Consider the following 20,869-nt stretch of genomic DNA (forward strand, 5'->3'; position numbering starts at 1 on the left):
GCCCGGTGTCGCGTCGCCACGCGGCCCACGACCGGTTCGTGTATCCTTCACACGCCGGTGTTCGATCACAACGCGTTTAGTGTCGTGTATCTCTCCGTGGGGTATGCCGAAGTGCCAGAACTGTGGCTCCTTCGTGACCGAGCGCTACGTGAAGGTGTTCGAACCCGAGGAGATCACCAGTCCGCGGGCCTGCCCGCACTGTGAGGATATGGTCCGGCGTGGAAAGAAGGTCCGAGAGAAGAAGAACTGAGTCGACGCGCTCGAGGCGCCCGCAGTCTCGCCCCGTCTCTCGACGACGCGTCCGACGGTCCCCGCGGTCTCGCCCCGTCTCTCGACGACGCGTCCGACGGTCCTCGCGGTCTCGTCTCGCCTCACCGTCCCTCCCCCGCGGTGACGACCCGGACACACCGCCCAGTTTTTTGTCGGTCGTCGTCGCCCACTCGTGTATGGACGGCCCTCCACACGACGACTCGGGACGCGACGCGCCGAGTCGACACGAACTGATCGAACACTACACGCCCGACGGGACGATCGGGCGCGTCCTGCTCGGTGTCGGACTGAGCGTCGGCGGCGGGTTCACCGCACTCATCGGGCTGGCAGGCGTCCTGCAGTTGGACCTCCTCGCGTTCCTCGCCGGACTCGTCGGGATCGGGCTCGGCCTGTCCGCCCTCGTGGTCGGCCTGGTGACGTTGTGGCCGGTGTACCTCGCCGCCATCGGGAACGTCGACAGTCCGGCGGCGTACGGTGTCGGACTCGACCGTACGCACCGCGACGGGGACCCGGTGACGATCCTCGAACGACGCTACGCGGCCGGCGAGTTGTCCCGCGAGGAGTTCGAGCGCCGCCTCGACGACGTACTCGGCGACCCGACGACACACCGCCGTCGTGGTGACGACGACCGGGCCACGCGGCCGACCACGAGCGGGTCTCGCCGCTCCGAGCCCGAGTCGGAGGACGGATACCGAGACGTGGACAGTGTCGGGACGGGAGCTTCGCCCGACGAGGAACAGCTCCGCTCGACCCGCGAACGCGCGCGGCGGCGGCGCGAGACGGGCGACGAACGAGGGTCGTGACGTAGTTGCCTGCGGCTACGGACGGAGACGGAGAGCGGGTGCCGCGAGAGGACGCAGCGGCCTACGACTCGCCGTACACCGGGACGGCGGCGCCGCTGGTCACCGCGGCGCCGTCCGAACAGAGGAACGCCATCACGTCCGCGACCTCGCTCGGGTCGACCCAGTCGTCGTCCGGCTCCATCATGTCGCGGTTCATCGGCGTGTCCAACACCGACGGCATCACCGCGTTCGCACGCACCGTCCCGAGGTTCTCCTCGGCGATCGACTCGGTCACCAGACGCACACCGGCCTTACTCGCGCGGTAGGGGGCGTCGCCCTCCCCACCCTCCAGCGAGGCGCGCGCGGAGACGGAGACGATGGCCCCCTCCGTCTCCTGGAGGTGTGGGAGAGCGTGTTTCGAGGCGAGGAACATCGTCTTCAGGTTCACGTCCAGCAGCATGTCGAACGTCGCCTCGTCGGTCTCGTGGACCGGACTCCCGCCGCGCCACGTGCCGGCGACGTTCAACAGGTAGTCGAGCCGGCCGTGAGCGTCGAGTACGTCCGCGACCGTCGACTCCACCGCCGCCTCGTCGGTGAAGTCTGCCTGGTGGAAACTGTCGGCGTGGGCCGTCTCCAGGAGACTGTCGTCGTCGTCGGCCGCGATCACGTCCGCCGCCGCGACCGTCGCCCCCGCCGCCGCGAACGCGTCGACGACGGCGCTCCCGAGTGCGCCACACGCGCCGGTCACCAGTGCCACGTCGCCGTCGAAGTCGTACGAGACTGACATACACACGGACGACGGACGGTACGGACATAAACACGGGTGTCGACACCGTCGACGGCGGTTCGGAACGTGTCGCGGACGCGGACGAGACTCGGCGCTGTCGAGTCGTGTCCAGAGAAGCGGAATGCGCGTCGTAACACACGACGCGTGCCGCTTGTGTTGGTCCCCGCTGACGCTTCGGCCCTCCAAGCGAAGCGTCACCTCTACGTCGCCGCTCTCCGGTATTAAATCTGACGGGGGCCGTCACACCGGCGCGGGCGTGGTCGCCGCTAGATGTGCTCTTCTTCCAGCGTCCACCCGAGCGCCCGCTTGTAGTAGGTGAACATCTGTCTGACGCCCTCGTGGTTCATCTCCTCGGAGTCGAGCTGCTCTTTGAGGAACTCGTACTGCTCTCTGATCTCCGCTTCGTCGCGCATACTCGTCGTACGGACGGGAGTCCCTTCAACGCTCGCCGTCCGTGTGGTCGACGTTCGGCGTCCACGTAGGCGTCGGGTCGCCACTCGCCGTCAGCGTGGGCGTCGGGTCGCCACTCGCCGTCAGCGTGGGCGTCGGGTCGCCACTCGCCGTCAGCGCGGGGCACCGGGATGCCCACCGGTCGCAGGGGTACGATTATACCCGTCGGGGGCGTCACGCCGAGGCGAATGAGAGTCGGGGTACTCGGAGTCGGCCGCGCCGGTGGAGCGATCGCAGACACTCTCGTCGCCCTCGCCGACGAGAGTCGCGTCGATCCGGTGACGGAGGCGGTCGTCGTCGACACCGACGACGACGACCTCGCGGCCGCGTCCGCGGTGGCCGCCGAGCACCGACACCTGGTCGGGCAGGTCGAGACCGGCGGCCACGGGACCGCCGGAGACCAGGAGGCGGCCGTCGCGGTGGCACGCGACGCACAGGCGGAACTGCGTGCCGCGTTGGACGCGCTGCCGGTGTCGCGGACGGACGCGTTCCTGGTCGTCGCCGGACTCTCCGGTGGCACGGGCGGCGGACTGGGACCGTGTCTGGCGGAGTTGTTGGCCGAGGTCGTCGAGCAGCCGATCTACGCCGTCGGCGTGCTCCCGAGCGACGCGGAAGACGAGGGCGGCGACCACGCCGCTCGCGCGATGCGAGCGCTGCGTGCGTTCCGCGAGCCCGCGGCGGACGTGTTGCTGGTCGATCTGGACCGCTGGCGCGGCTCGGACGCGGACGTGGAGACGGCCTACGACGCGCTCGACCGCGACGTGGCCGAGGCTCTGTGGGCGCTGGCGGCCGCCAGCGAGACGAGCGGCGGCGCGCCGACGCCGGAACGGACACTCGACACCAGCGAGATAATCAACACACTCCGAGGTGACGGGGTCGCGACGCTGGCACGGGCACGCAACACGCTCCCGACGAGCGACGAGGACGGTGGGTTGGTGGACAGCGTCCGCGGGCTGTTCGGCGACTCGACGCCCGACGTCGACGAGGTCGCCGTCACGCGGCTGGCGACGACGACCACCCGTGAAGCGATCCACTCGAAGACGTTCCTCGGCGACGGCGTCGCGGACGCCGGGCGTGCCGCCGTCGTCGTGGACGCACCGGGGGCGTACCTGCTGCGCGAGGGGATCGAGGAGGCGACCGGGATCGTCGAGGACGCGACCGACTCTGTCGCCGTCCGCGCGGGTGACCGCCCCCGGCCGAGGACCGACGACCTGGGTGTCACTGTCCTCGCGGCCGGACTGACGGACGTCCCGCGACTGGACGAACTCGAACGGCGCACCCGCGAGTACCTCGGCGAGGCACCCGACGACCACGGCGACGACCTGACCGTCGAGTGACGCCGAGCGTCCGACAACCGCGTCACCACACCCCACGGTGAAAGTGAAACGGACGCGCGGTGTCTCCGACCGGCGTCGGCGAGAACCGCCCGACGCCGCGGCCACGCGTCCGGCCGTTCGGGTAGGTAACGGGAGCGTGCAGTCGAAACCGGGGGGTGATCGCCGAGCGGACTCGCTCCTCACTTCTCCACGTCGAGCAGCGCGACCCGCTCGTGGACCGCGTCGGCGAGTGTCCCGTCCGTCGCCGCGAGTTCGCGGTCCGTCACGTCGAAGAACGAGCGGACGCGCTCCGAGTCGGGCGTGTCGAGCACGTCCGGGTCCCACTCCGCGACCGCGTCGAACCGCTCGCGGAGACGGGCGACGGCCTCGCGCTCTCGTTCGGCGTCGTCGTTCTCGTCCCTGGCAGCGTCACGTCCGTGGTCGGTAGCGGCGCGCTCGTCGTCGGCCTCCGCGTCCGCCGACGCGCTCGCGACGAGGAACACCGTCGGACACGACCCCTCGGAGACGCCCATCGTCAGTGCGCGGTCGATCTGTCGCCGCCCGGCGGCGTACAACAGCGTCTCGACGCTGCGGTCACGGGCGACGTTCTCTCCACGCTCGAACGCCCGGTTGGCCCGTGCCAGCGCCCGTTCGAGGTGGTCGGCGTCTACGACGTAGCGGGCGTCGAACGCCTGGACCGTACAGTCCGTCGCGTCGCCGACGGCGTCACAGTCGGCCACGAACTCGTCGACGTCGGCGACGGTGAGGGTTCCGGCGAGGAGCTCCACGTCGATCACCCGAAGTCCATGAGGTTCGCCTGTGATCCGTCGTCCGTCTCCTCGGCCGGCTCGTCGTCGAACACGTCCGTGTCCGGCGCGCGGTCGTCCCCCTCGCCGGCCCCGTCGGCGTCGGTACCGCCACTCGATCCACCGGCTCCGCCACCACCGCTCGTCTCCCCGCCGCTCCCGGCGTCGCCGTCCGTCCCGGCGCCGTCACGGCTCTCGCTCGCGCGGTCGAACGTCGTCCGCCGCCCGCCGCCGTCGCCGTCCGACACGCCGTCCATCGAGGGGTCGCGTCGTCCGACGTTCTCCAAGACTCGCTCGGCAGTCTTCCGGCGGCCGTCCAACGCACCCAACACGATCGACTTGTCGACCTCACGGAGGTCCGCCCGCGTCTCGACCCCCGCCTCGTACAACTTCCGGGCGCGGACACGCCCGACGCCGCGCACGCCGGTGAGGTCGAGCAGTTCCTCCCGGACCCCGTCCGCGACGCGGCGCTTGGCCTCGCGGACGGCGAGCGTGACCCCCAAGTCGAGTTCCGTCGCCAACTGCTCGGCGGCGCCCAACAGCCACTCCGCGGTGTCGACCTTCCCGCGGATGTCGCCCGGGCCGACGCCGTACCGCTCCGTGATCCGGTCCTCGTCGAGTTCCGACGCCCAGTCTTCCAGCAGTTTCGCCGTCTTCAACGCCGAGAGCCAGTCCTCGAAGGCCACGTCCTCGAACTCCGAGGGTGTCGCGCCGAGCAGTTCGTCCTCGCGCTCGTAACAGATCTCCGTGAACGTGTCGCGGTCCCCGGACTTCAGGTACAACTCGTAGGTGTCCGGGGTGCGCGAGACGAGGTGGTACAGCCCCAACGCCGACGGCGTCTCGTCGTCGGCGACCTGCCGGAGGCCGTCGATCATCTCCGCGGCCGACATCGGGTCGAGGTAGAGCCGCGACACCGTGTGTCCGACACTCGTCGCCGTCAGCGTCCCGTCCGACTCTTCGAGGAAGTCGTTCGCGACGAGGTAGTCCACCACGTCCGCGGCGACCGTCCGGAGTCGCCGGTCGTCGTCCGTCTGACTGGCGTACAGCGTTCGGTCGAGGAACTCGAGTAGCCCGTCGCGAGAGTTCGCGAACCCCGTCGCCACCGTCGAGAGCACGTGTGTCCGCAACGCCGGCTCGGCCGCCAGCTTCGACTCCACCGGCTCTGGCTCCGCCCACAGGTACCGCTCGAACAGCTCGTCCATCGTGTCGCGGTCCTTCGCGAGGAGGATCGCCTCCCCGTACGGATCCAGCCCCGGCCGCCCGGCACGGCCCATCATCTGGTGGACTTCGAGGGTGTCCAGCGGCTGCATCCCGCCGAACTCCCCGTCGTAGCGACGCCAGTCGCGGACGATCACCCGTCGTGCGGGCGTGTTGACGCCCGCCGCGAGCGTCGGCGTCGCACAGACGCACTTGATCAGACGGTCCCGGAACGCCTCCTCGACCAGCGAGCGGTGTTCGCTCGCCAGTCCGGCGTGGTGGAAGGCGGCCCCCTTCGCGACGGCGTCCGCCAGGTCCTCGCTCGTCTCCGTGTCGGACACGTCGCGGATCTCCGCCGCCAACTCTCGGAGGTCGTTCTGTTCGCCCGCCGAGAGTCGGCGTGCGGTCACGTCGCCGAGTCGCCGGGCGGCGGTCTCGGCGTTGCGCCGGGAGTTGACGAACACGAGCGAGGAGCCACGGTTGCCGTCGTCGTCCGTCTCGTCGAGCGCGTCACCCACCAGCGCCGCGGTCTGCTTCTCGCCGCTGCCGACGGGCACCTCGCGCTGGTCCCCGTCCGCGAAGTTCACCGCGCTCCCGTAGTGGACGCCGGTCCGCAACTCGATCGGGCGCCAGTCGGACTCGACGAGTTCGGCGTCGAGCCAGTCGGCGATCTCCCCGGCGTTGCCGACGGTCGCCGACAGCGCCACCACCTGGATCCCGGGGTTGATCTTCCGGAGTTTCGCGAGTGTCACCTCCAGTGTCGGGCCGCGCCCGGCGTCGTCGACGAGGTGAACCTCGTCGGAGACGACACACGAGAGGTCGTCGAGCCACGCCGCGCCGTTGCGGATCAGCGAGTCCACCTTCTCGGAGGTCGCGACGACGATGTCCCGCGAGGCCAGCCACTCCTCGTCGGAGTCGAAGTTCCCCGTCGAGACCCCCACCTGCACGTCCAGATCCCCCCACTTCTCGAACTCCGCCTTCTTCTCGGAGGCGAGGGCCCGCAGCGGGACGATGTACAGCGCCGTCCCGCCGCGGGCGACGGCCGACAGCATCGCCAGTTCCGCGATCAGCGTCTTCCCCGAGGCCGTCGGGACGGCCGCGACGACGGACTCGCCGTCGGCGACGCCCGCCTCCAAGGCGGCGTCTTGCGGGGGGTAGAACTCGGCGATCCCCTCCGCTTCGAGCTTCTCGGCGGCGCCCTCCGGGAGGGTCTCCACGTCGGCTGGCTCCATCTACACGTCGTTGGTGCGGTCTCCGATTTAAACTGTCGGAGCGACACGACGGGTCGGTCGGCGGACTCGGTGCCAACCGGTGACCCGCTCACACCGCCACGCTCCCCACGTCCGACCCACTCGCTCGTCACACCACCACTCGCTCCACGTCCAAGCCGCTCGCGCGTCGTACGACGGCGGAGACGGGGTCCTCGGTGCCGGCGAGGTTGTCGGAGTCGCCGTCCACCACGAGCAGCTTCGCCGGGCGACCGCGTTCGACGAGACCGTACTCGAAGCCGACGGCGGCGGCGCCGCCGCGGGTCGCCATGTGCAACACCTCGCGGTCGGTCACGTCGAACCGCTTGGCGGTGTACTCCATCTCGCGGAACATCGACGGGCCGTTTACCATCACGTTGTCCGTCCCCAGCGCGACCGTCGTGTGGTCGAGCAGCTCCCGCAGCGGCGGGGTCCCGACGCCGAGCGCGAGGTTCGCTCGCGGACAGGCGACGATCGGCACGTCCTGCTCGGCGACGCGTTCGAGGTGCTCGTCTGCGGCGTGGACCATGTGGACGAGGAGGTCAGGCTCCAAGTCCAGCGCCGGGTGGATGTCGCTCGCGTCCGGTTCCCCGGCGTGGATCGCGAACGGCTTCCCGCGCTCGCGGACCGCCGCGCGCCGCTCGCGGAAGTCCTCGTCCGTCGCGCCGCTGGCGCCGAACCCGTCGGCCACGTCCAACACCGCCGGGTCGTCGCTGCCGAAGACGAACGCCGCGATTCGTTCGGTCCCCGCCGCCTCGCGGAGCACGCGAGCCCCCTCGACTCCGAACTCCCGGAAGTCGCAGAACGCCGCCGTCCCGGTGCGTTCCATCAGCCGGCAGGTGCGGCGGATCGCCCGCACGCGGTCCGCACGCGGCGTCTCTCTGAGGCGCTCGTGTTTGCGACTGTCCGGCGGGACGACCGCCTCCTCCAGGGAGAGCCCGACGGCGGCCTCCTTCGCGACGGAGTCGCCGACGTGGGTGTGCGCGTTGACGAACGCCGGCAGGACGATCCGGTCGCTGTCGGTCGCCGTCTCCTCGATCGCCGCGATCTCCCCGTCCTCGATCACGACGCGTCCCCGGATCGGCTCGAACGACGCCCCCACCAGTACGGTCCCCTCGATCGTCTCCATCGGGTCGCGGTACGGGCCGGGTGGTGAAGTGCGTTCGCAGTCGCGGCGAGGCGGCGCGCTCGCCCGTCGTCGGGTGACGGGCGGTGACCACGCGGTCGCCGTCGACCTCTGCCCACCCCCGTCCGCCAGCCCGCCCACACGAAACCGTTTTGCGCGCCACCGGCGTCACACCGTGCGTGCCACTGGAGACGCCGGTCAGGGTCGCGCAGGCGCTCGCAGAACGGGGGTACAACGCGGAGCGCGGCGCCGTGACCCTGATCGCGGAGGCCGACGACCCGCCGGGGGCGCTGGAGGCCGCGGTCGCGGCGGCGCCCGACGACGCGGTGAAGCTGACCGCGGCCCACGTCCAGGCGGGCCGCCGCGAGGAGCCGGTCCCCGATCCCGACGCGGTCGCGGAGGCAGACGACCCGAGCGAGCGCACCGACCCGCGAGAGACGGCAGACACGAGCGAGACGAACGAGCCGACGGAGGCGGACGACACACCCGCCACGGACGAGCCGACGGACGCGGACGACACACCTGCCACGGACGAGTCGGACGACACCCCCACACCGGACGAGCCGACGTTCGGGGAGGCGGCCGCGAGCGTCGGGAACCGCGACCCGTCGCCGGCGGAGATCACCAACGACGTGACGGGGCGCTCGACCGGCACGGGCCAGTACGAGGAGTTCGTCACGGTGTTCCGGGACCGCTACGAGCGGCTCTCGGGACAGCTCCGGGGGCGCGTCAACCACCGCCCGGCCGACACTATCGAGGACATGGCCCCCGGCAGCGACGTGGCGATGGTCGGCCTGGTGAACGACATCCGGTCGACGGCCTCGGGCCACTGGCTCGTCGAGTTGGAGGACACGACCGGCACCTTCCCGGCGTTGGTGATGAAGGACCGAGACCTCGCGGACACGGTCGACGAACTCCTCTTGGACGAGTGCGTCGCCGTCGAGGGGTCGCTGTCGGACGACTCGGGGCTGATCTTCGCGGACGACATCCACTTCCCGGACGTGCCACGCACCTACCGGCCGTCGACGGCCGACCGCGAGGTGCAGGCGGCGCTGATCTCGGACGTCCACGTCGGCAGCGAGGAGTTCGTCGCGGAGGCGTGGGAACGGTTCGCCGACTGGCTCCACACCCCCGCCGCCGAGAACGTCGAGTACCTCCTCATCGCCGGGGACATGGTCGAGGGGGTCGGCGTCTACCCCGGGCAAGACGAGGAGTTGGACATCGTCGACATCTACGACCAGTACGAGGCGTTCTCGGAGCGGCTGAAGTCCGTCCCGGGGGACATCGAGATCGTGATGATCCCCGGGAACCACGACGCCGTCCGGCTCGCGGAGCCGCAGCCGGCCTTCGACGAGGAACTCCGGGAGATCATGTCCGCACACGACGCCCGGATCACCGGGAACCCCTCCACGGTGACGATCGAGGGGGTGTCGATCCTGATGTACCACGGCGTCTCGCTGGACGAGTTGATCGCGGAGTTGCCCGACGACGCCGCCAGCTACGACGACCCACACGAGGCGATGTACCAACTGCTGAAGAAGCGACACGTCGCCCCGCAGTACGGCGGGAAGATCCGACTCGCCCCCGAGGCGGAGGACTACCTCGTGATGGACGAGGTGCCGGACGTGTTCCACACCGGTCACGTCCACAAGGTCGGGTGGGGGAAGTACCACAACGTCCTCGCGGTCAACACCGGCTGCTGGCAGGCCCAGACCGACTTCCAGAAGTCCGTCAACATCGACCCCGACGTGGGACGTGCGCCCATCATCGACCTCGACACGCTAGACATGACCGTCCGGAAGTTCGTGTGAGTCCACTGCTGCGTGGCGTGTCGTGACGGCGGACTCCGGCCGACGACACCGTCTGCGGAGCCACTCACTTCGACCCTACCTGTGGAGTCGCTCACTCCGACACGGTCTGGGGGGCCACTACTCCGAGGCCGCCTCGGGGTACGTCGGCGTCCGCGCCGAGCGCGCGCTGCCGGCGACGAACGGGAGCGTCACGACCGTCGCGGGCACCTCTTCGCCGTCGACACGGACGGTGACGGTGGTGTCGTCGGCATCCGCGTCCACCGACTCTGTGTCGGCCGGCGACGGGCCGACGGGCACGTCGAAGTCGACGTACGCGAGCGCGACTGGGCGGTCCAGCGTCGGCGAGTCGACCGCACGGGTCACCTCCCCGACGGCACTGTCCCCGTCGAACACCGCCGCGTCGGCGGTCGGGAGCCGCTCGGGCAACAGCCCCACCAGCCGTCGGCTCGGCCGGCCACGGTTCTCCACCTTCGAGACGACCTCCTGACCGACGTAACACCCCTTCTCGAAGTCGAGGCCGTTGCGGACGCCGGCCACGTTGGGGAGCTGGCCGACGAGCTCCGTGTCGAACAGCGGCGTCCCGGCCTCGGCGGTCAACGTCTCCCACGTGCGGTAGCCGAACGGCGCGGCGTTGAGCCCGCGCGTGAGCAGCGTGTCGAAGACCTGCTCGGCGTCGGCGGCCGCACAGATCACCTCGTACCCCTCCTCGCCGGTCGGGGCGTCCGTCGCGATCACCGTGACGCCGGCGTCGTTCATCGACCCGCGGACGAACGACAGCGGCGGCTCCGGCGCGCCGGCGCCGTTCAACACGGAGGCGACCTTCTCCGTCGACCCCGAACCGTGGACGCCGAAGACGGCGTACTCCTCCGTCGCGTCCGCGATGGACACGTCCTGGATGAACACCTTCTCCGACCAGTCCTCGACCAGCGGCGTCGTCCGCTCGGGCGGGACGAACAACAGGAGCCGTTCGTCGGCGTTGTAGACGTACAACTCCGTCTCGATCCCACCCTGCGGGTCGAGCAGCAGTGCGTACACCCCCTCGCCGTCGGTACGCGGGACGCGGTTCGAGACGGCGTCGTCGACGAAGTCGACGCGGTCGTCACCCTCGACGCGGACGACGCCGTAGGCCATCTCGCACACCCCGACGCCGTTGCGGACCGCCCGGACGGCACTGTCCGGGCGACCGTAGTGTGCGACACGCCGTCGCCCGCCTCGCTCCTCGAACGTCGCGCCGTACGTCTCGTGTGTGTCGCCGACCAGGGTCATACCCTGCCGTACGACCCCGAGCGGCAAAACGAACCCGTGTCTGGACGCGCCGTTGTGGTCGCAGCCTCGGGGCGCGCCCTGGCAACCCCGTGCCCGACGGCGTCACCGGAAGAACCGGCGGAGGCGTCTGCGGAGGCGGCCGAGCGTGGTCGTCGGTTCGCCGCCGTCGCTCGCGGGGTCGCGACCGAACAGCGCCTGCCGGACGGCCTCGAACAGCCCGGGGTCGTCGCCGGGTGACTCGCCGGGGTCGGGGACGACGCGGTCGTCGGGGTACAGCCAGACGGTGCCGTCGCCCTCCTCGACCCGGATGAGGCCGTCGCCTTTGAGTGCGGTCAGCGCCGACTCGATCCGGTCGATGTCGGCGTCGACGTGCGACCGCAACTCGAGGACGGTCATCCCGTCGTCGGCACGCCCGACTAACGCGTCGAGAACTGCCACCTCCGTGGCGTCGCGGTCGCGGAACTCCGCCCGTGCGGGCATACGAGACCCAACGGTCGGCGACGGCTTACACTTTGCGAGGGGGTTCACGACGCCGTCCCCGCCCCGCCTCACGTCGGCCTACTTCGACTCGGTCCGCCTCGCGTCGTTCGACCTCACCTCACCGTACCTCTCCTCACCTCTCCTCACCGCACCTCACCTCTCCTCACCGCACCTCACCTCTCCTCACCCCCGGAGCCGCCGGAGCGTCGCGAAGCCGGGGCGCCACCACAGGAGCGCGAGTGAGACGAGGAAGACGGCCGTCGAGGGGCCGTAGCCGACACCCGTCACGAGCGCGGCGACGACGCCGCCGCCGCCGACGGTCGCCGCGACCGCACCCGCGAGAATCGGGAACGAACACGAGACACACGAGAACAGTCCGAGCAGCCCGGCGAGCCCCGCTCGCGACGCCTCCAGCAGACTCCCGTACAGCAGGTACACCAGAGCGCCGTACCCCAACACCTTCGCGGGCATCACCACGGCCGCCACCCGCTGCCCGCCGTAGACGACCGCCGGCCCCCAGCCGGGCGGGAGCAGCGACACGTCCCACCCGAGCGGCGTCACCGGCGTCGACGGGCCGACGACGCCGCCGAAGACGAACAGGAGGAGACCGTATCCCGCGGCGACGAGGGTCGGGACGGCTCGCGATCCGGTCGCCTCCGGGAGGTCGTACCGCGCGAACACGAGCAGCGCGGCGTCGACCCAGAGGAGTCCGTACAGCGTGAACAGCGGCGAGGACAGCGTCGCGTCCGTGAACGCGAAGTACGCCACGACCGCCGCCAGCTCGGCGTTCACGACGAGGGTCCACACGAGCAGACTCCGCCGCGTCACCGGCCCGACGACCGGCAGCGAGAACAGTGGCTGCGACGCGGCGTCGGTCGCCATCGCTCACACCACCAGCGAGTCGACGACGGCGGCCAACAGCAGCGTCCCGAGGTAGGCGTTCGAGGCGTGGAACGCCCGGAACGCGGCCGACTCGTCGCGCTCGTAGTGGAGACGGACGACTGCCCACAGGAACACTCCGCCGAGGACGACCCCGGTGAGCGCGTACAGCCAGTCGAGTCGCGCCAACCCGACCAACGCCGCCGCGGTCGCCAGCGTCGCGCCGAGGTACCAGAGGATGTGCCGGCGCGTGGTCGTCTCCCCGCGGACGACCGGGAGCATCGGGAACCCCGCCCGCTCGTAGTCGTCCTCGTACGCGAGTGCGAGGTTGTAGAAGTGGGCCGGCGTCCACAGGAAGATCAACGCCGCCACGCCGAGGCCACCGATCCCGACATCACCGGTGACGGCCGCCCAGCCGATCAGCGCCGGCAGTGCCCCGGCCGCACCGCCGATCACCGTGTTCTGGACCGTGTTCGGCTTGAGCAACAGCGTGTAGACGACGGAGTAGAACACGATCGCCGTCAGCCCCAACACGGCCGTCAGGAGGTTGATCGACGCGAACAGCCCGACGGAGACGACAGCGAGCACCGTCCCGAAGGCGACGGCGTTGGGTACCGACACCAGATCGACCGCCAGCGGGCGGTCGTTCGTCCGCTGCATCTTCCGGTCCACGTCGCGCTCCAACACGTGGTTGAACGTCCCCGAGGCGCCGATCGACAGCGCCCCGGCGACGAGCGTGACGCCGACCGTCTGGGCAGACAACTCCGGACCGCGTGCCAGCGCCATCGCGGCGGCGGCGACGAGACACAGCAGCCACATGAGACGCGGTTTCGTCAGTCGGTAGTACGCCGTCGCGGTGAGCCACCCGCGACGCAGCGGGTCCTCGCGCCACCCCGGCACGGACGGCGCCGCTCCGCCGTCGAGCGGCTCCGTGTCGACGGCCGCCGGACCACTCGGCGGGTCCGTCGGCGTGTCGTCCGGGTCGCCGGTCAACGCCTCCAGTTCCCACGCGAGCGCGGCGAGTAGCCCGCCGAAGATCCCGAGTCCGACGAGGAGGTGGACCGTCCGTGCGGCGACGGCCGTGCCGGCCAGCGTCGCCAGCGCCGTCTCGCCGCCGGCCGTCGCGACGAACGCACCCAGCGCGGCCTGCACCGGGAACAGGACGGTCGCGAGACCGAGCGCGCCCGCGACCCGCCGGCCGGGGCGTTCGCGGACGGCGACGCCGGCCGTCGCCACGAGGAGCAGCCCGACGAGCGCGGCGACGACACGGTGGCCGAGAGCGACGAGCGCCGGCGTGGTCGTGGCGACGCCCCCGTCACACAGCGGCCAGCCGACGCAGGCGGCTGCGGCTCCCGTGACGGTCGTCGTCGCACCGACGACGAGCAGGAGGTACACACCCATCGCAGTGGCCGCGAGGAGGCCCGGGAGACGGTCCATCGTTGGTCGGCGAAGCTACCGACTGGCGACATATCAACCCCCCGCTTCGGACCACGTCCGTGGGAGTCTGGTCCGCTCGCGCGGCGGTCGACGGGTGGACTCGTGTCCGTCTCGGAGCCGCCTCGCGGTCGTGTCTGGCGTCCGACCTCGGCGGGCTCGTTCTACCCCGAACTGCCGCCGTCGGGCGGCGAGACGCACAACAGTAGGTATTTACGTACGCTGGGCCAAGCGCGGCGTAATGACGGCCAAGCGACTCGGGAGCCTCGCCCGAGGACTGCTCGCGGCGGCGCTCGCGACCGTGGTGTTCGCGAGCCCCGCGGCGGCACAGGCCTCGACCACCCAGCAGTTGATCGACGGGCTCAACTTCCGGCTGTTGGTGGTCGCGGTGCCGATCACGATCCTCGTCGAGGCGATCCTGCTGTACACCGTACTGAAGTTCAAGGACGCCGACGAGGCCCAACCCACGAAGGAGAACCGTCGGCTGGAGATCACCTGGACCGTCGCGACGGCGGTGATCCTCCTGTTCGTCGGGGTCGCCTCCTACGGCGTGCTCGCGAACCCGGACGTGACGAACACCCAGGCGGCACCCGACGACGCCGTCGAGGTGGAGGCGGTCGCCTACCAGTGGAACTGGAACATGAACTACCCGGACCAGGGGATCGAGAAGCTCACCGCCGCCGACGTGAGCCTCGACGTGGTCGAGGAACAGGACGTGAGCGGGCCGATCATCGTGATCCCGAAGGGTGAACCGGTGTACATCACCACCACCTCCCAGGACGTGCTCCACGCGGTCCACGTCCCGGACATGGGGCTGAAGCAGGACTCCATCCCGGGGCAGAACAACACGATCCGGACGACCGCCACGGAGACTGGCGTCTACCAGGGGTACTGTGCGGAGTACTGCGGACAGGGCCACTCGAAGATGTACTTCAACGTGGTCGTCGTCGAGCAGGACACCTACGACCGCTTCCTGCAGGCACAGACGAGCGAGGCGGCCGACTCCGCGAACGCCTCCGTCGCGCCGGCCTGACGACCGTCGCGCCGACTCGTACGCGTCGTCTCTCCTCTCGAACCGTCGTCTCACGATCGGCGAGTGTCGGCGCCCGTGACTGGTAGGTGTCGCCGCTCGTGAGTGATTCGTGTCGCTGCTGGTGTGTACGACGTGCTCGCACGGGCGACGAGACAGCCGTCACTGGCCGAGCGAGCGTCGGAGGAAGTAGTTCCGGAAGGATTCGAACCTTCGTCGTTGCCCCCAGAAGGCAACAGGATTGGCCACTACCCCACGGAACTGTGTACCTACCAGTAACTCGCGGGCCAATTTCAGTCTTGTGGATCGCGCCGAGCGTGACGGCCGGGAGGCCGGTCGTGACGACGAGCCAGTGTGGTCACTCGGGGACGATGTCGATCCCGTCCGGGTGGATCCCGGTGTCGTAGCGTGCGACCTCTGCGCGGGCCTCGGTGTCGATCACGGACACGTCGTTGGTCTTGTTGTTCGCGGTGAACGCGCGCCCGCCGTCGGGGTCGAAGACGGTGCCTCCGGGGTGGATCCCGACCGGCACGCGGGCGACCTCCCACGGGCGGCGCTCCCCGTCGCGGACGAACTCCGTGTCGATCACCGACACGTCGTCCGACTCCCGGTTCGGGACGAGCGCGTACCGCCCGGCGGGGTCGACGACGACCCGGATCGGTGTCTCGCCGAGCAGTGCCACCTCCGACTCGTACGTCTCCGGGTCGAGCACGGAGAGGCGGCCGTCGTCCTGGTTCGCGACGAGGATCTCGCCGGTGTCCGGGTCCGTCGCGATCCCCTCCGGCCCCTCGCCGACGGGCGGATCGGCGACGACGCGGCGCTCGTCTGCGTCGACGACGCTGATCGTGTCGCTGCCGATGTTGGCGACGTACGCCGTCGTCTCGTCCGGCGAGAACGTCACCATGTGGGAGTGCTCCTGGTGAGTCGGGACCGTCTCCAGCAACTCCCACGAGTCGAGGTCGAACACGAACAGTTGGCTGCTGTACGTCGAGGCGAGCCACAGCTCGTCGGCCGACTCTCGGATCGCCAGCCCGTGTGGGAAGTCGAACAGCTCGTGTTCGAACCGGTGGACGACCTCGCGCGACGCGTTGTCGAGGACGAGCAGCGAGTCGCCGAGCGAGCAGGTGACGACGGCGTGGTCGCCGTCGGGCGTCACGACAACCTCGTGGGGATTGAAGTCGGTCTCGACGGTGGCGAGGTGCTCACCCGTGTCGGCGTCGAGGTACCAGACGCTGTCCGCGTCCTTGTTGAGAACGACGAGTTCGGTCACACTCCCCGCTAGGTCCGCCGCGACAAAACGACGGCGTCGGCGGCGGCGGTCGCCGGAACCGACGGTTCGTGGGTCGCGTCGCTGGCAGCGGCTGCGAACGCGGGTGGTGGCGGTCGAGTCGCCCGTCCCTACGCCGTCGGCTCGGGTGCGGGGCGTTCCGAGCGCTGGAGGATACAGTCGGCCTCCCACTCGTGACGTTCCACGATGAGCGCGCGGCCGCGGTCGGTGAGACTGTAGGTGTTCTTGCGCTCGTCGTGACAGGTCTTCACGAGGTAGCCACGGTCGGCGAGTTCGTCGAGGTTCGGGTACAGTCGCCCGTGGTTCACCTCCGTCCCGTAGTAGTCGGAGAGCTCGTCTCGGATCGCGAGGCCGTACGGGTCCCCCAGCGAGGCGACCGTGTACAACACGTCGCGCTGGAAGGCGGTCAGATCGTCGTCCATACGATTCCCGTGACGTGACGATCCGTTATAGACCGCCCGGTGGCTGAAACTCCGGTTTCACCGACCGCTCGCGGTCGATCACGGTGGTCTCATCGCGGTCGACCCCGGCAGTCTCCTCGCAGTCGCCCCCGCCGATTCTCGTGTGTCCGACCTCGTCGACCCCTCCGGCCGAGTCACGTCACCCCGCCGCCGGTGTCGGGTTCGGCCCGGACCGAACCGTGGGAAAACTTATTCTGTTCGTAGTGGTTGTGTCGAGTGTACGTGCGACGAGTCTGGAACACGACCGGACGGGGACCGGCACGGCCGCGCGTGGGGGGACAGCGTGAGCGACGACACGGGTGGTGACGGAGGACGCGATGACGACCGGTCCGGGAGAGAGACGGCGGGCGACGACACGAGTGGGGACGACACCACGATCACCGACGCGTCGGCCGTCGACCCGGTGGCGGCGTTCGCCTGTCTCGGCGACGAGACGCGGCTGTCGATCCTCGAGGCACTGTACGAGCGGGCGCGGGCCGACGACGGCCCCGGACAGCGGGCGGTACCGTACTCGGAACTGCAGGCCGCCGCCGGGGTCGAGGACAGCGGGAAGTTCAACTACCACCTCACGGAACTGCGGGAGTTCTTCGTCTCGAAGTCGGAGGGGGGCTACTCGCTCGACCAGACCGGCGCGACGGTGGCTCGTCTCGTCTTGGGGAACTTCGGCGCGGGCGACCCGACGCTCTCGGAGCCGGCCGCGGAGACGGCGTGTCCGCAGTGTGGTGGGACGGTGGTAGTCTCGTACGACGATCAGCGTGTCACGACGCGGTGTCGCGACTGCCCGGGACACACGGCGGACCCGGCGGTGCCGACCGGGACGCTGTCCTCGCTGGAGTACCCGCCCGCGGGTGTCGCCGGGCGCTCGGGACGGCAAGTGCTGGAACGCGTCCACCTCCGGTACGAACTGGAGTGTGCGGCGATGGCGGCGGACGTGTGTCCGACCTGCGGCGGTGGGGTCGCGTCCGAACTCGCCGTCTGTTCCGACCACGACGACGAGGGGATCTGTGAGACGTGCAGCTACGCGCTCGGTGCCGTCGTCGGGCTCGCGTGTACGGTGTGTGGCTTGCACCACGTCTCCCCGGTCGCCTTCGCCAGGACCGACAGTCCGGTCGTCACGGCGGCGCTGGCGACGACCGACGGCGACGCGACCGCCTGGGAGCGGTTCGCGACGGCCGCAGGCTGGCCGGTCGAGCCGATCGAGACGGACGAGGGCCTCCGCGTCGCGGTCGACCCGCCCGACGGCCCGCGGTTCGTCGTCGACGACGACCTCCGGATCGGACCGCCCGCGACGGGGGACCAAGACGACGACGAGTGGGACGCGGCCGACGCGGACGACGAGTGGGACGCGCCGACCGGCACGCCGCCGCGGCCGTGGGGCGGCTCTCCCTGAGACGCCACCCGCGGCGGCCGTGGGCTGGCTCTCCCCGGGACGCCACCCGCAGCGGCTGTGAGCTGGCTCTCCCCGAGACGCCACCTGCCGCGGCCGTTAGCCGGTTCGTCGTGGGACCCTCGCCGTGACTCTGCGGCGTCAGTCGCCGTTCTCGACGGCCAGTCCGACGGAGTTGTCCCCGACGTGGACGCCGGCGGCACACACCTCGTGTTCGAACTCCAACGCGTAGGCGCTCTTGGCGGCGGCGCTGGCGGTGGTCGGTTCGAACGCGAACGGCTCCGGCGCGTCGCGTTCGTACGTCGCGACGAGGTGTGGCTCGTCGACCGCCTCCACGAGGAGTGCGTCGCGGCGGACTATCCCGACGTGGGCGGTGTCGCGACCGACGACGGCGGCGATTCGCGGGGTGTCGTAGTCGTCCTTCTCGAAGTCCAGGGCGTGGAGTGCCTCGACGAGCGCGTCGCGTGCCGGGTAGCCGCGAGCGTACTTCTCCGCCACGGGGTCGACGTGTGACCCGTTGCCGATCACGCCGGCGCGCCGCCGTTTCTCGCCGACGACGCGAGCGCAGTTGTACGAGACGTACGGGTTGTCCGTCGCCTCGGCGTCGTCCGTCGGGCCGACGGTCAGCGTCTCGTCGTCGCGCCGACGAATCGCTCTGTTCGGAAACGACCGCGAGGAGACGCGGTAGGCACCGATCTGCGGTCCGGCCACCAGTAGTCTGCCGACGTACATGGCCGGACCCTCTCCGGGCGCGAGGTTAGTGGTGTCGGTACTGCGACTGGACACCTGCTCCGACCGGAGTGGACACACGCGACGACCGAGAGGAGACACACGCGACGACCGAGAGGCCGATCCGCGAGCCACTCGGGTGGGCGCGTGCGCTACGACCGCTCGAACTCGATGGCGGCACCCTGTCCGAAGCCGACACACAGGGTCGCGAGCCCGCGGTCCACGTCGCGTTCGATCATCTCGTGGATCAGCGTCACCGGCAAGCGCGCGCCGGAGGCACCCAGCGGGTGGCCCAACGCGATGGCGCCGCCGTTGACGTTGTACTTGTCCTCGGGAATCCCGAGTTCCCGACGGGCGTACTCACACTGGGAGGCGAACGCCTCGTTCAACTCGACGAGATCGTAGTCGTCGATCTCCGTCCCCGCACGCTCCAACAGGCCGCGCGTCGCCGGCACCGGGCCGATCCCCATCACGGTCGGGTCGACGCCCGCGACGTTGTTCGTGCCGACCTCGGCGAGCACGTCGAGCCCGTGCTCGTCCGCGAACTCGCGGCTCGTCACGAGCGTGAGCGCCGCGCCGTCGGTCAACTGCGAGGAGTTACCCGCCGTGACGGTGCCGTCCCCGGTGAAGGCGGGCGGCAACTCCGACAGGGTCTCCACGTCCGTGTCCGGGCGGATACCCTCGTCTTCCGTGATCGTCCCCTCTTCAGTCTCGATCGGGACGATCTCGTCGTCGAACCGCCCGCTCTCCGTCGCCGCCGCGGCGCGGTGGTGACTGCGTGCGGCGTACTCGTCTTGTGCCTCGCGGCTCACCTCGTACTCGTCGGCGACCTTCTCGGCGGTCATCCCCATCTGGAGCTGGAACACGTTGTACTCGTTCGACAGCTCCGGGTGGAGGTCCTGGTAGGTGTCCTCGCCCATCGGGACGCGGGACATGTTCTCGACGCCGCCGGCGATCACGCAGTCGCGGTTGCCGGCCGCGACGGCGTCGGACGCCGAGATGATCGCCTGCATCGAGGAGGCACACCAGCGGTTGATGCTCGTCGCCGGCGTCCCCTCGCCCAACTCCGAGAGCAGCGCGATCACGCGGGCGACGTTGTTGTCCTGCTCGCCGCGCTGCTGGGCGACGCCCCACATCAGGTCGTCGACGTCGTCGGGGTCGATCCCGGTCTCGGCGAGCGTGTGGTCGATCAGTGCCGTCGAGAGGTCCTCGCTGCGCGTCTCCGCGAAGACGCCGTCTGCCTTCCCGAACGGGGTTCGGTACGCGGCCGCGATGACGGGTGTGGCCATGTGTGGGCGTGTGTGACGAACCGGTATAAATCCGCCAGAACGGCGGGTGGGTTGCGGGGTGTTTGGTCCGGGTGCGTGGCTCCGAGCGGAGGGCCAGCGTTCGTCGTGAGTGGTGACGAGGGCGTCCACCCGGACCGATCACCCACAGTCGACTCGGCCGGCGGCGACGCGGTCGTCGTCGAGTCGCGGCGACCGCACCAGCAACTCCCGTGCTCGCGGTGCCGCGCCCGGAACTGGCGTCGTGTCCATCCACGGCGCGAAGTCCGGCGTCCGCGGGGTCTGTTTCGTCCCGGAACTCGCCGCGAGGACGTACGGCGGGTGGACGGTGACGACCGTCACGTCGCCGGGACACTGCCAGTTGCGACCGATCTGCGCCGGGTCGGCCCCGTCGCGCACCCGCATCGCGACGAACTGAAAGGTGACTCCCTCGGGGCCACCGTACCGAGCGCGGACGCCCGCCGTCCCCCCGAGATACCCCCAGTCTGCCCCGTCCGTGCCGAGTCGCTCCCAGCCGTCTCCCTCGTTCGGGAGGTACGACGCCGGTGGTCCCGGCGTCGGGGTCGGTGTACTCGTCGTCCCCGTCGACTCGTCGGGTGTCTGCGTCGGGCTCGTCGTCGCAGTTCGTGTCGTCGTCTCACTCTGCGTCGGTGTCGGCTCTCGAGTCGGTGTACGCTCAGTTGTCGTCTCGGAACCACCGGTCCCCGCACACCCGGCGACGAGTGTCGACAGCGGGGTGAGCGTCGACAGGGTGGCGAGGACGGCTCGTCGCTCTGGCATCCGTGTCGGGGTCGTCCGCCGTCGTGAACGTGTGCTTTGTGGGCGGTCGACACCGAC

General features: G+C 70.3%; 19 protein-coding genes, 1 tRNA gene and 1 pseudogene. 6 read left to right on the forward strand and 15 right to left on the reverse strand.

The window, feature by feature from the left end; translation table 11 throughout:
- The first annotated feature begins 103 nt into the window (after nt 1-103).
- Together RYH80_RS09635 and RYH80_RS09640 are read left to right on the forward strand one after the other, a co-directional pair.
- On the forward strand, nt 104-250 hold the full coding sequence (locus RYH80_RS09635; RefSeq protein WP_370903655.1) for a DUF7563 family protein: 147 nt from the start codon (nt 104-106) through the stop codon (nt 248-250).
- Between the two features lie 196 nt (nt 251-446).
- Nucleotides 447-1,073 (forward strand): SHOCT domain-containing protein, encoded by a 627-nt coding sequence (locus RYH80_RS09640; protein ID WP_370903656.1) that lies wholly within the window; start codon nt 447-449, stop codon nt 1,071-1,073.
- A 61-nt stretch (nt 1,074-1,134) separates the two neighbouring features.
- Here the strand turns inward: RYH80_RS09640 and RYH80_RS09645 are convergent, their stop codons facing one another.
- Both RYH80_RS09645 and RYH80_RS09650 read right to left on the reverse strand, forming a co-directional pair.
- Nucleotides 1,135-1,839 carry an SDR family oxidoreductase gene (locus RYH80_RS09645; protein ID WP_370903657.1) on the reverse strand — a complete coding sequence of 235 codons (705 nt, stop codon included), beginning with the start codon at nt 1,837-1,839 and terminating at the stop codon, nt 1,135-1,137.
- 266 nt (nt 1,840-2,105) lie between these two features.
- Nucleotides 2,106-2,252 (reverse strand): DUF8555 family protein, encoded by a 147-nt coding sequence (locus tag RYH80_RS09650; RefSeq protein ID WP_370903658.1) that lies wholly within the window; start codon nt 2,250-2,252, stop codon nt 2,106-2,108.
- A gap of 225 nt (nt 2,253-2,477) precedes the next feature.
- On the opposite strand from RYH80_RS09650, the gene RYH80_RS09655 reads away from it, so the two are divergent.
- Nucleotides 2,478-3,626: an FtsZ/tubulin family protein gene (locus RYH80_RS09655; RefSeq protein WP_370903659.1), complete on the forward strand. Its 1,149-nt coding sequence runs from the start codon at nt 2,478-2,480 to the stop codon at nt 3,624-3,626.
- A gap of 179 nt (nt 3,627-3,805) precedes the next feature.
- Here the strand turns inward: RYH80_RS09655 and cgi121 are convergent, their stop codons facing one another.
- The 3 genes from cgi121 to RYH80_RS09670 form a co-directional block, all read right to left on the reverse strand.
- Nucleotides 3,806-4,393, reverse strand: coding sequence for a KEOPS complex subunit Cgi121 (gene cgi121 / locus RYH80_RS09660; RefSeq protein WP_370904695.1), 588 nt, complete (start codon nt 4,391-4,393; stop codon nt 3,806-3,808).
- 5 nt (nt 4,394-4,398) lie between these two features.
- Nucleotides 4,399-6,840, reverse strand: a complete 2,442-nt coding sequence (locus RYH80_RS09665; RefSeq protein ID WP_370903660.1) for an ATP-dependent DNA helicase — start codon at nt 6,838-6,840, stop codon at nt 4,399-4,401.
- Between the two features lie 127 nt (nt 6,841-6,967).
- A complete protein-coding gene (locus RYH80_RS09670; protein WP_370903661.1) occupies nt 6,968-7,984 on the reverse strand; it encodes an amidohydrolase family protein in 1,017 nt (338 codons plus the stop codon).
- A gap of 176 nt (nt 7,985-8,160) precedes the next feature.
- Here RYH80_RS09670 and RYH80_RS09675 point away from each other — a divergent pair, with 176 nt between their 5' ends.
- Nucleotides 8,161-9,792, forward strand: a complete 1,632-nt coding sequence (locus RYH80_RS09675) for a DNA-directed DNA polymerase II small subunit (RefSeq protein ID WP_370903662.1) — start codon at nt 8,161-8,163, stop codon at nt 9,790-9,792.
- Between the two features lie 117 nt (nt 9,793-9,909).
- On the opposite strand, the gene ygfZ is transcribed toward RYH80_RS09675, so the two are convergent.
- The 4 genes and pseudogenes from ygfZ to RYH80_RS09695 form a co-directional block, all read right to left on the reverse strand.
- Complete coding sequence (gene ygfZ / locus RYH80_RS09680) at nt 9,910-11,058, reverse strand: CAF17-like 4Fe-4S cluster assembly/insertion protein YgfZ (protein WP_370903663.1); 1,149 nt, start codon at nt 11,056-11,058, stop codon at nt 9,910-9,912.
- A 189-nt stretch (nt 11,059-11,247) separates the two neighbouring features.
- Nucleotides 11,248-11,538 (reverse strand): annotated as a pseudogene (locus RYH80_RS09685) (DUF6432 family protein); the annotation flags it as partial.
- Nucleotides 11,539-11,721: 183 nt separating this feature from the next.
- On the reverse strand, nt 11,722-12,420 hold the full coding sequence (locus RYH80_RS09690; RefSeq protein WP_370903664.1) for a DUF7546 family protein: 699 nt from the start codon (nt 12,418-12,420) through the stop codon (nt 11,722-11,724).
- Between the two features lie 3 nt (nt 12,421-12,423).
- Nucleotides 12,424-13,854, reverse strand: a complete 1,431-nt coding sequence (locus RYH80_RS09695; protein WP_370903665.1) for a heme o synthase — start codon at nt 13,852-13,854, stop codon at nt 12,424-12,426.
- Between the two features lie 238 nt (nt 13,855-14,092).
- Between RYH80_RS09695 and coxB the strand changes: the two genes are divergently transcribed.
- The gene (gene coxB, locus RYH80_RS09700; protein ID WP_370903666.1) at nt 14,093-14,884 is read left to right on the forward strand and encodes a cytochrome c oxidase subunit II; all 792 of its coding nucleotides are present in this window, start codon (nt 14,093-14,095) and stop codon (nt 14,882-14,884) included.
- 187 nt (nt 14,885-15,071) lie between these two features.
- Here coxB and RYH80_RS09705 read toward each other — a convergent pair.
- From RYH80_RS09705 to RYH80_RS09715, 3 genes are all read right to left on the reverse strand, one after another.
- Nucleotides 15,072-15,144: transfer RNA gene (locus RYH80_RS09705), tRNA-Gln, on the reverse strand.
- 95 nt (nt 15,145-15,239) lie between these two features.
- Complete coding sequence (locus RYH80_RS09710; protein ID WP_370903667.1) at nt 15,240-16,151, reverse strand: YncE family protein; 912 nt, start codon at nt 16,149-16,151, stop codon at nt 15,240-15,242.
- A gap of 128 nt (nt 16,152-16,279) precedes the next feature.
- Nucleotides 16,280-16,591, reverse strand: coding sequence for a PadR family transcriptional regulator (locus tag RYH80_RS09715; protein ID WP_370903668.1), 312 nt, complete (start codon nt 16,589-16,591; stop codon nt 16,280-16,282).
- Between the two features lie 322 nt (nt 16,592-16,913).
- Here RYH80_RS09715 and RYH80_RS09720 point away from each other — a divergent pair, with 322 nt between their 5' ends.
- Nucleotides 16,914-18,020 (forward strand): DUF7351 domain-containing protein, encoded by a 1,107-nt coding sequence (locus RYH80_RS09720; RefSeq protein WP_370903669.1) that lies wholly within the window; start codon nt 16,914-16,916, stop codon nt 18,018-18,020.
- Between the two features lie 138 nt (nt 18,021-18,158).
- On the opposite strand, the gene RYH80_RS09725 is transcribed toward RYH80_RS09720, so the two are convergent.
- From RYH80_RS09725 to RYH80_RS09735, 3 genes are all read right to left on the reverse strand, one after another.
- Nucleotides 18,159-18,749 carry an IMP cyclohydrolase gene (locus tag RYH80_RS09725; RefSeq protein WP_370903670.1) on the reverse strand — a complete coding sequence of 197 codons (591 nt, stop codon included), beginning with the start codon at nt 18,747-18,749 and terminating at the stop codon, nt 18,159-18,161.
- A 149-nt stretch (nt 18,750-18,898) separates the two neighbouring features.
- The gene (locus RYH80_RS09730; RefSeq protein WP_370903671.1) at nt 18,899-20,035 is read right to left on the reverse strand and encodes a thiolase family protein; all 1,137 of its coding nucleotides are present in this window, start codon (nt 20,033-20,035) and stop codon (nt 18,899-18,901) included.
- Between the two features lie 138 nt (nt 20,036-20,173).
- Entirely contained in the window at nt 20,174-20,812 is a 639-nt protein-coding gene (locus RYH80_RS09735) for a hypothetical protein (protein ID WP_370903672.1), read from the reverse strand.
- Nucleotides 20,813-20,869 lie beyond the last annotated feature (57 nt).

It is taken from the genome of Halobaculum sp. MBLA0147 (genome assembly GCF_041361345.1).
In the GTDB taxonomy this organism is placed as follows: domain Archaea; phylum Halobacteriota; class Halobacteria; order Halobacteriales; family Haloferacaceae; genus JAHENP01.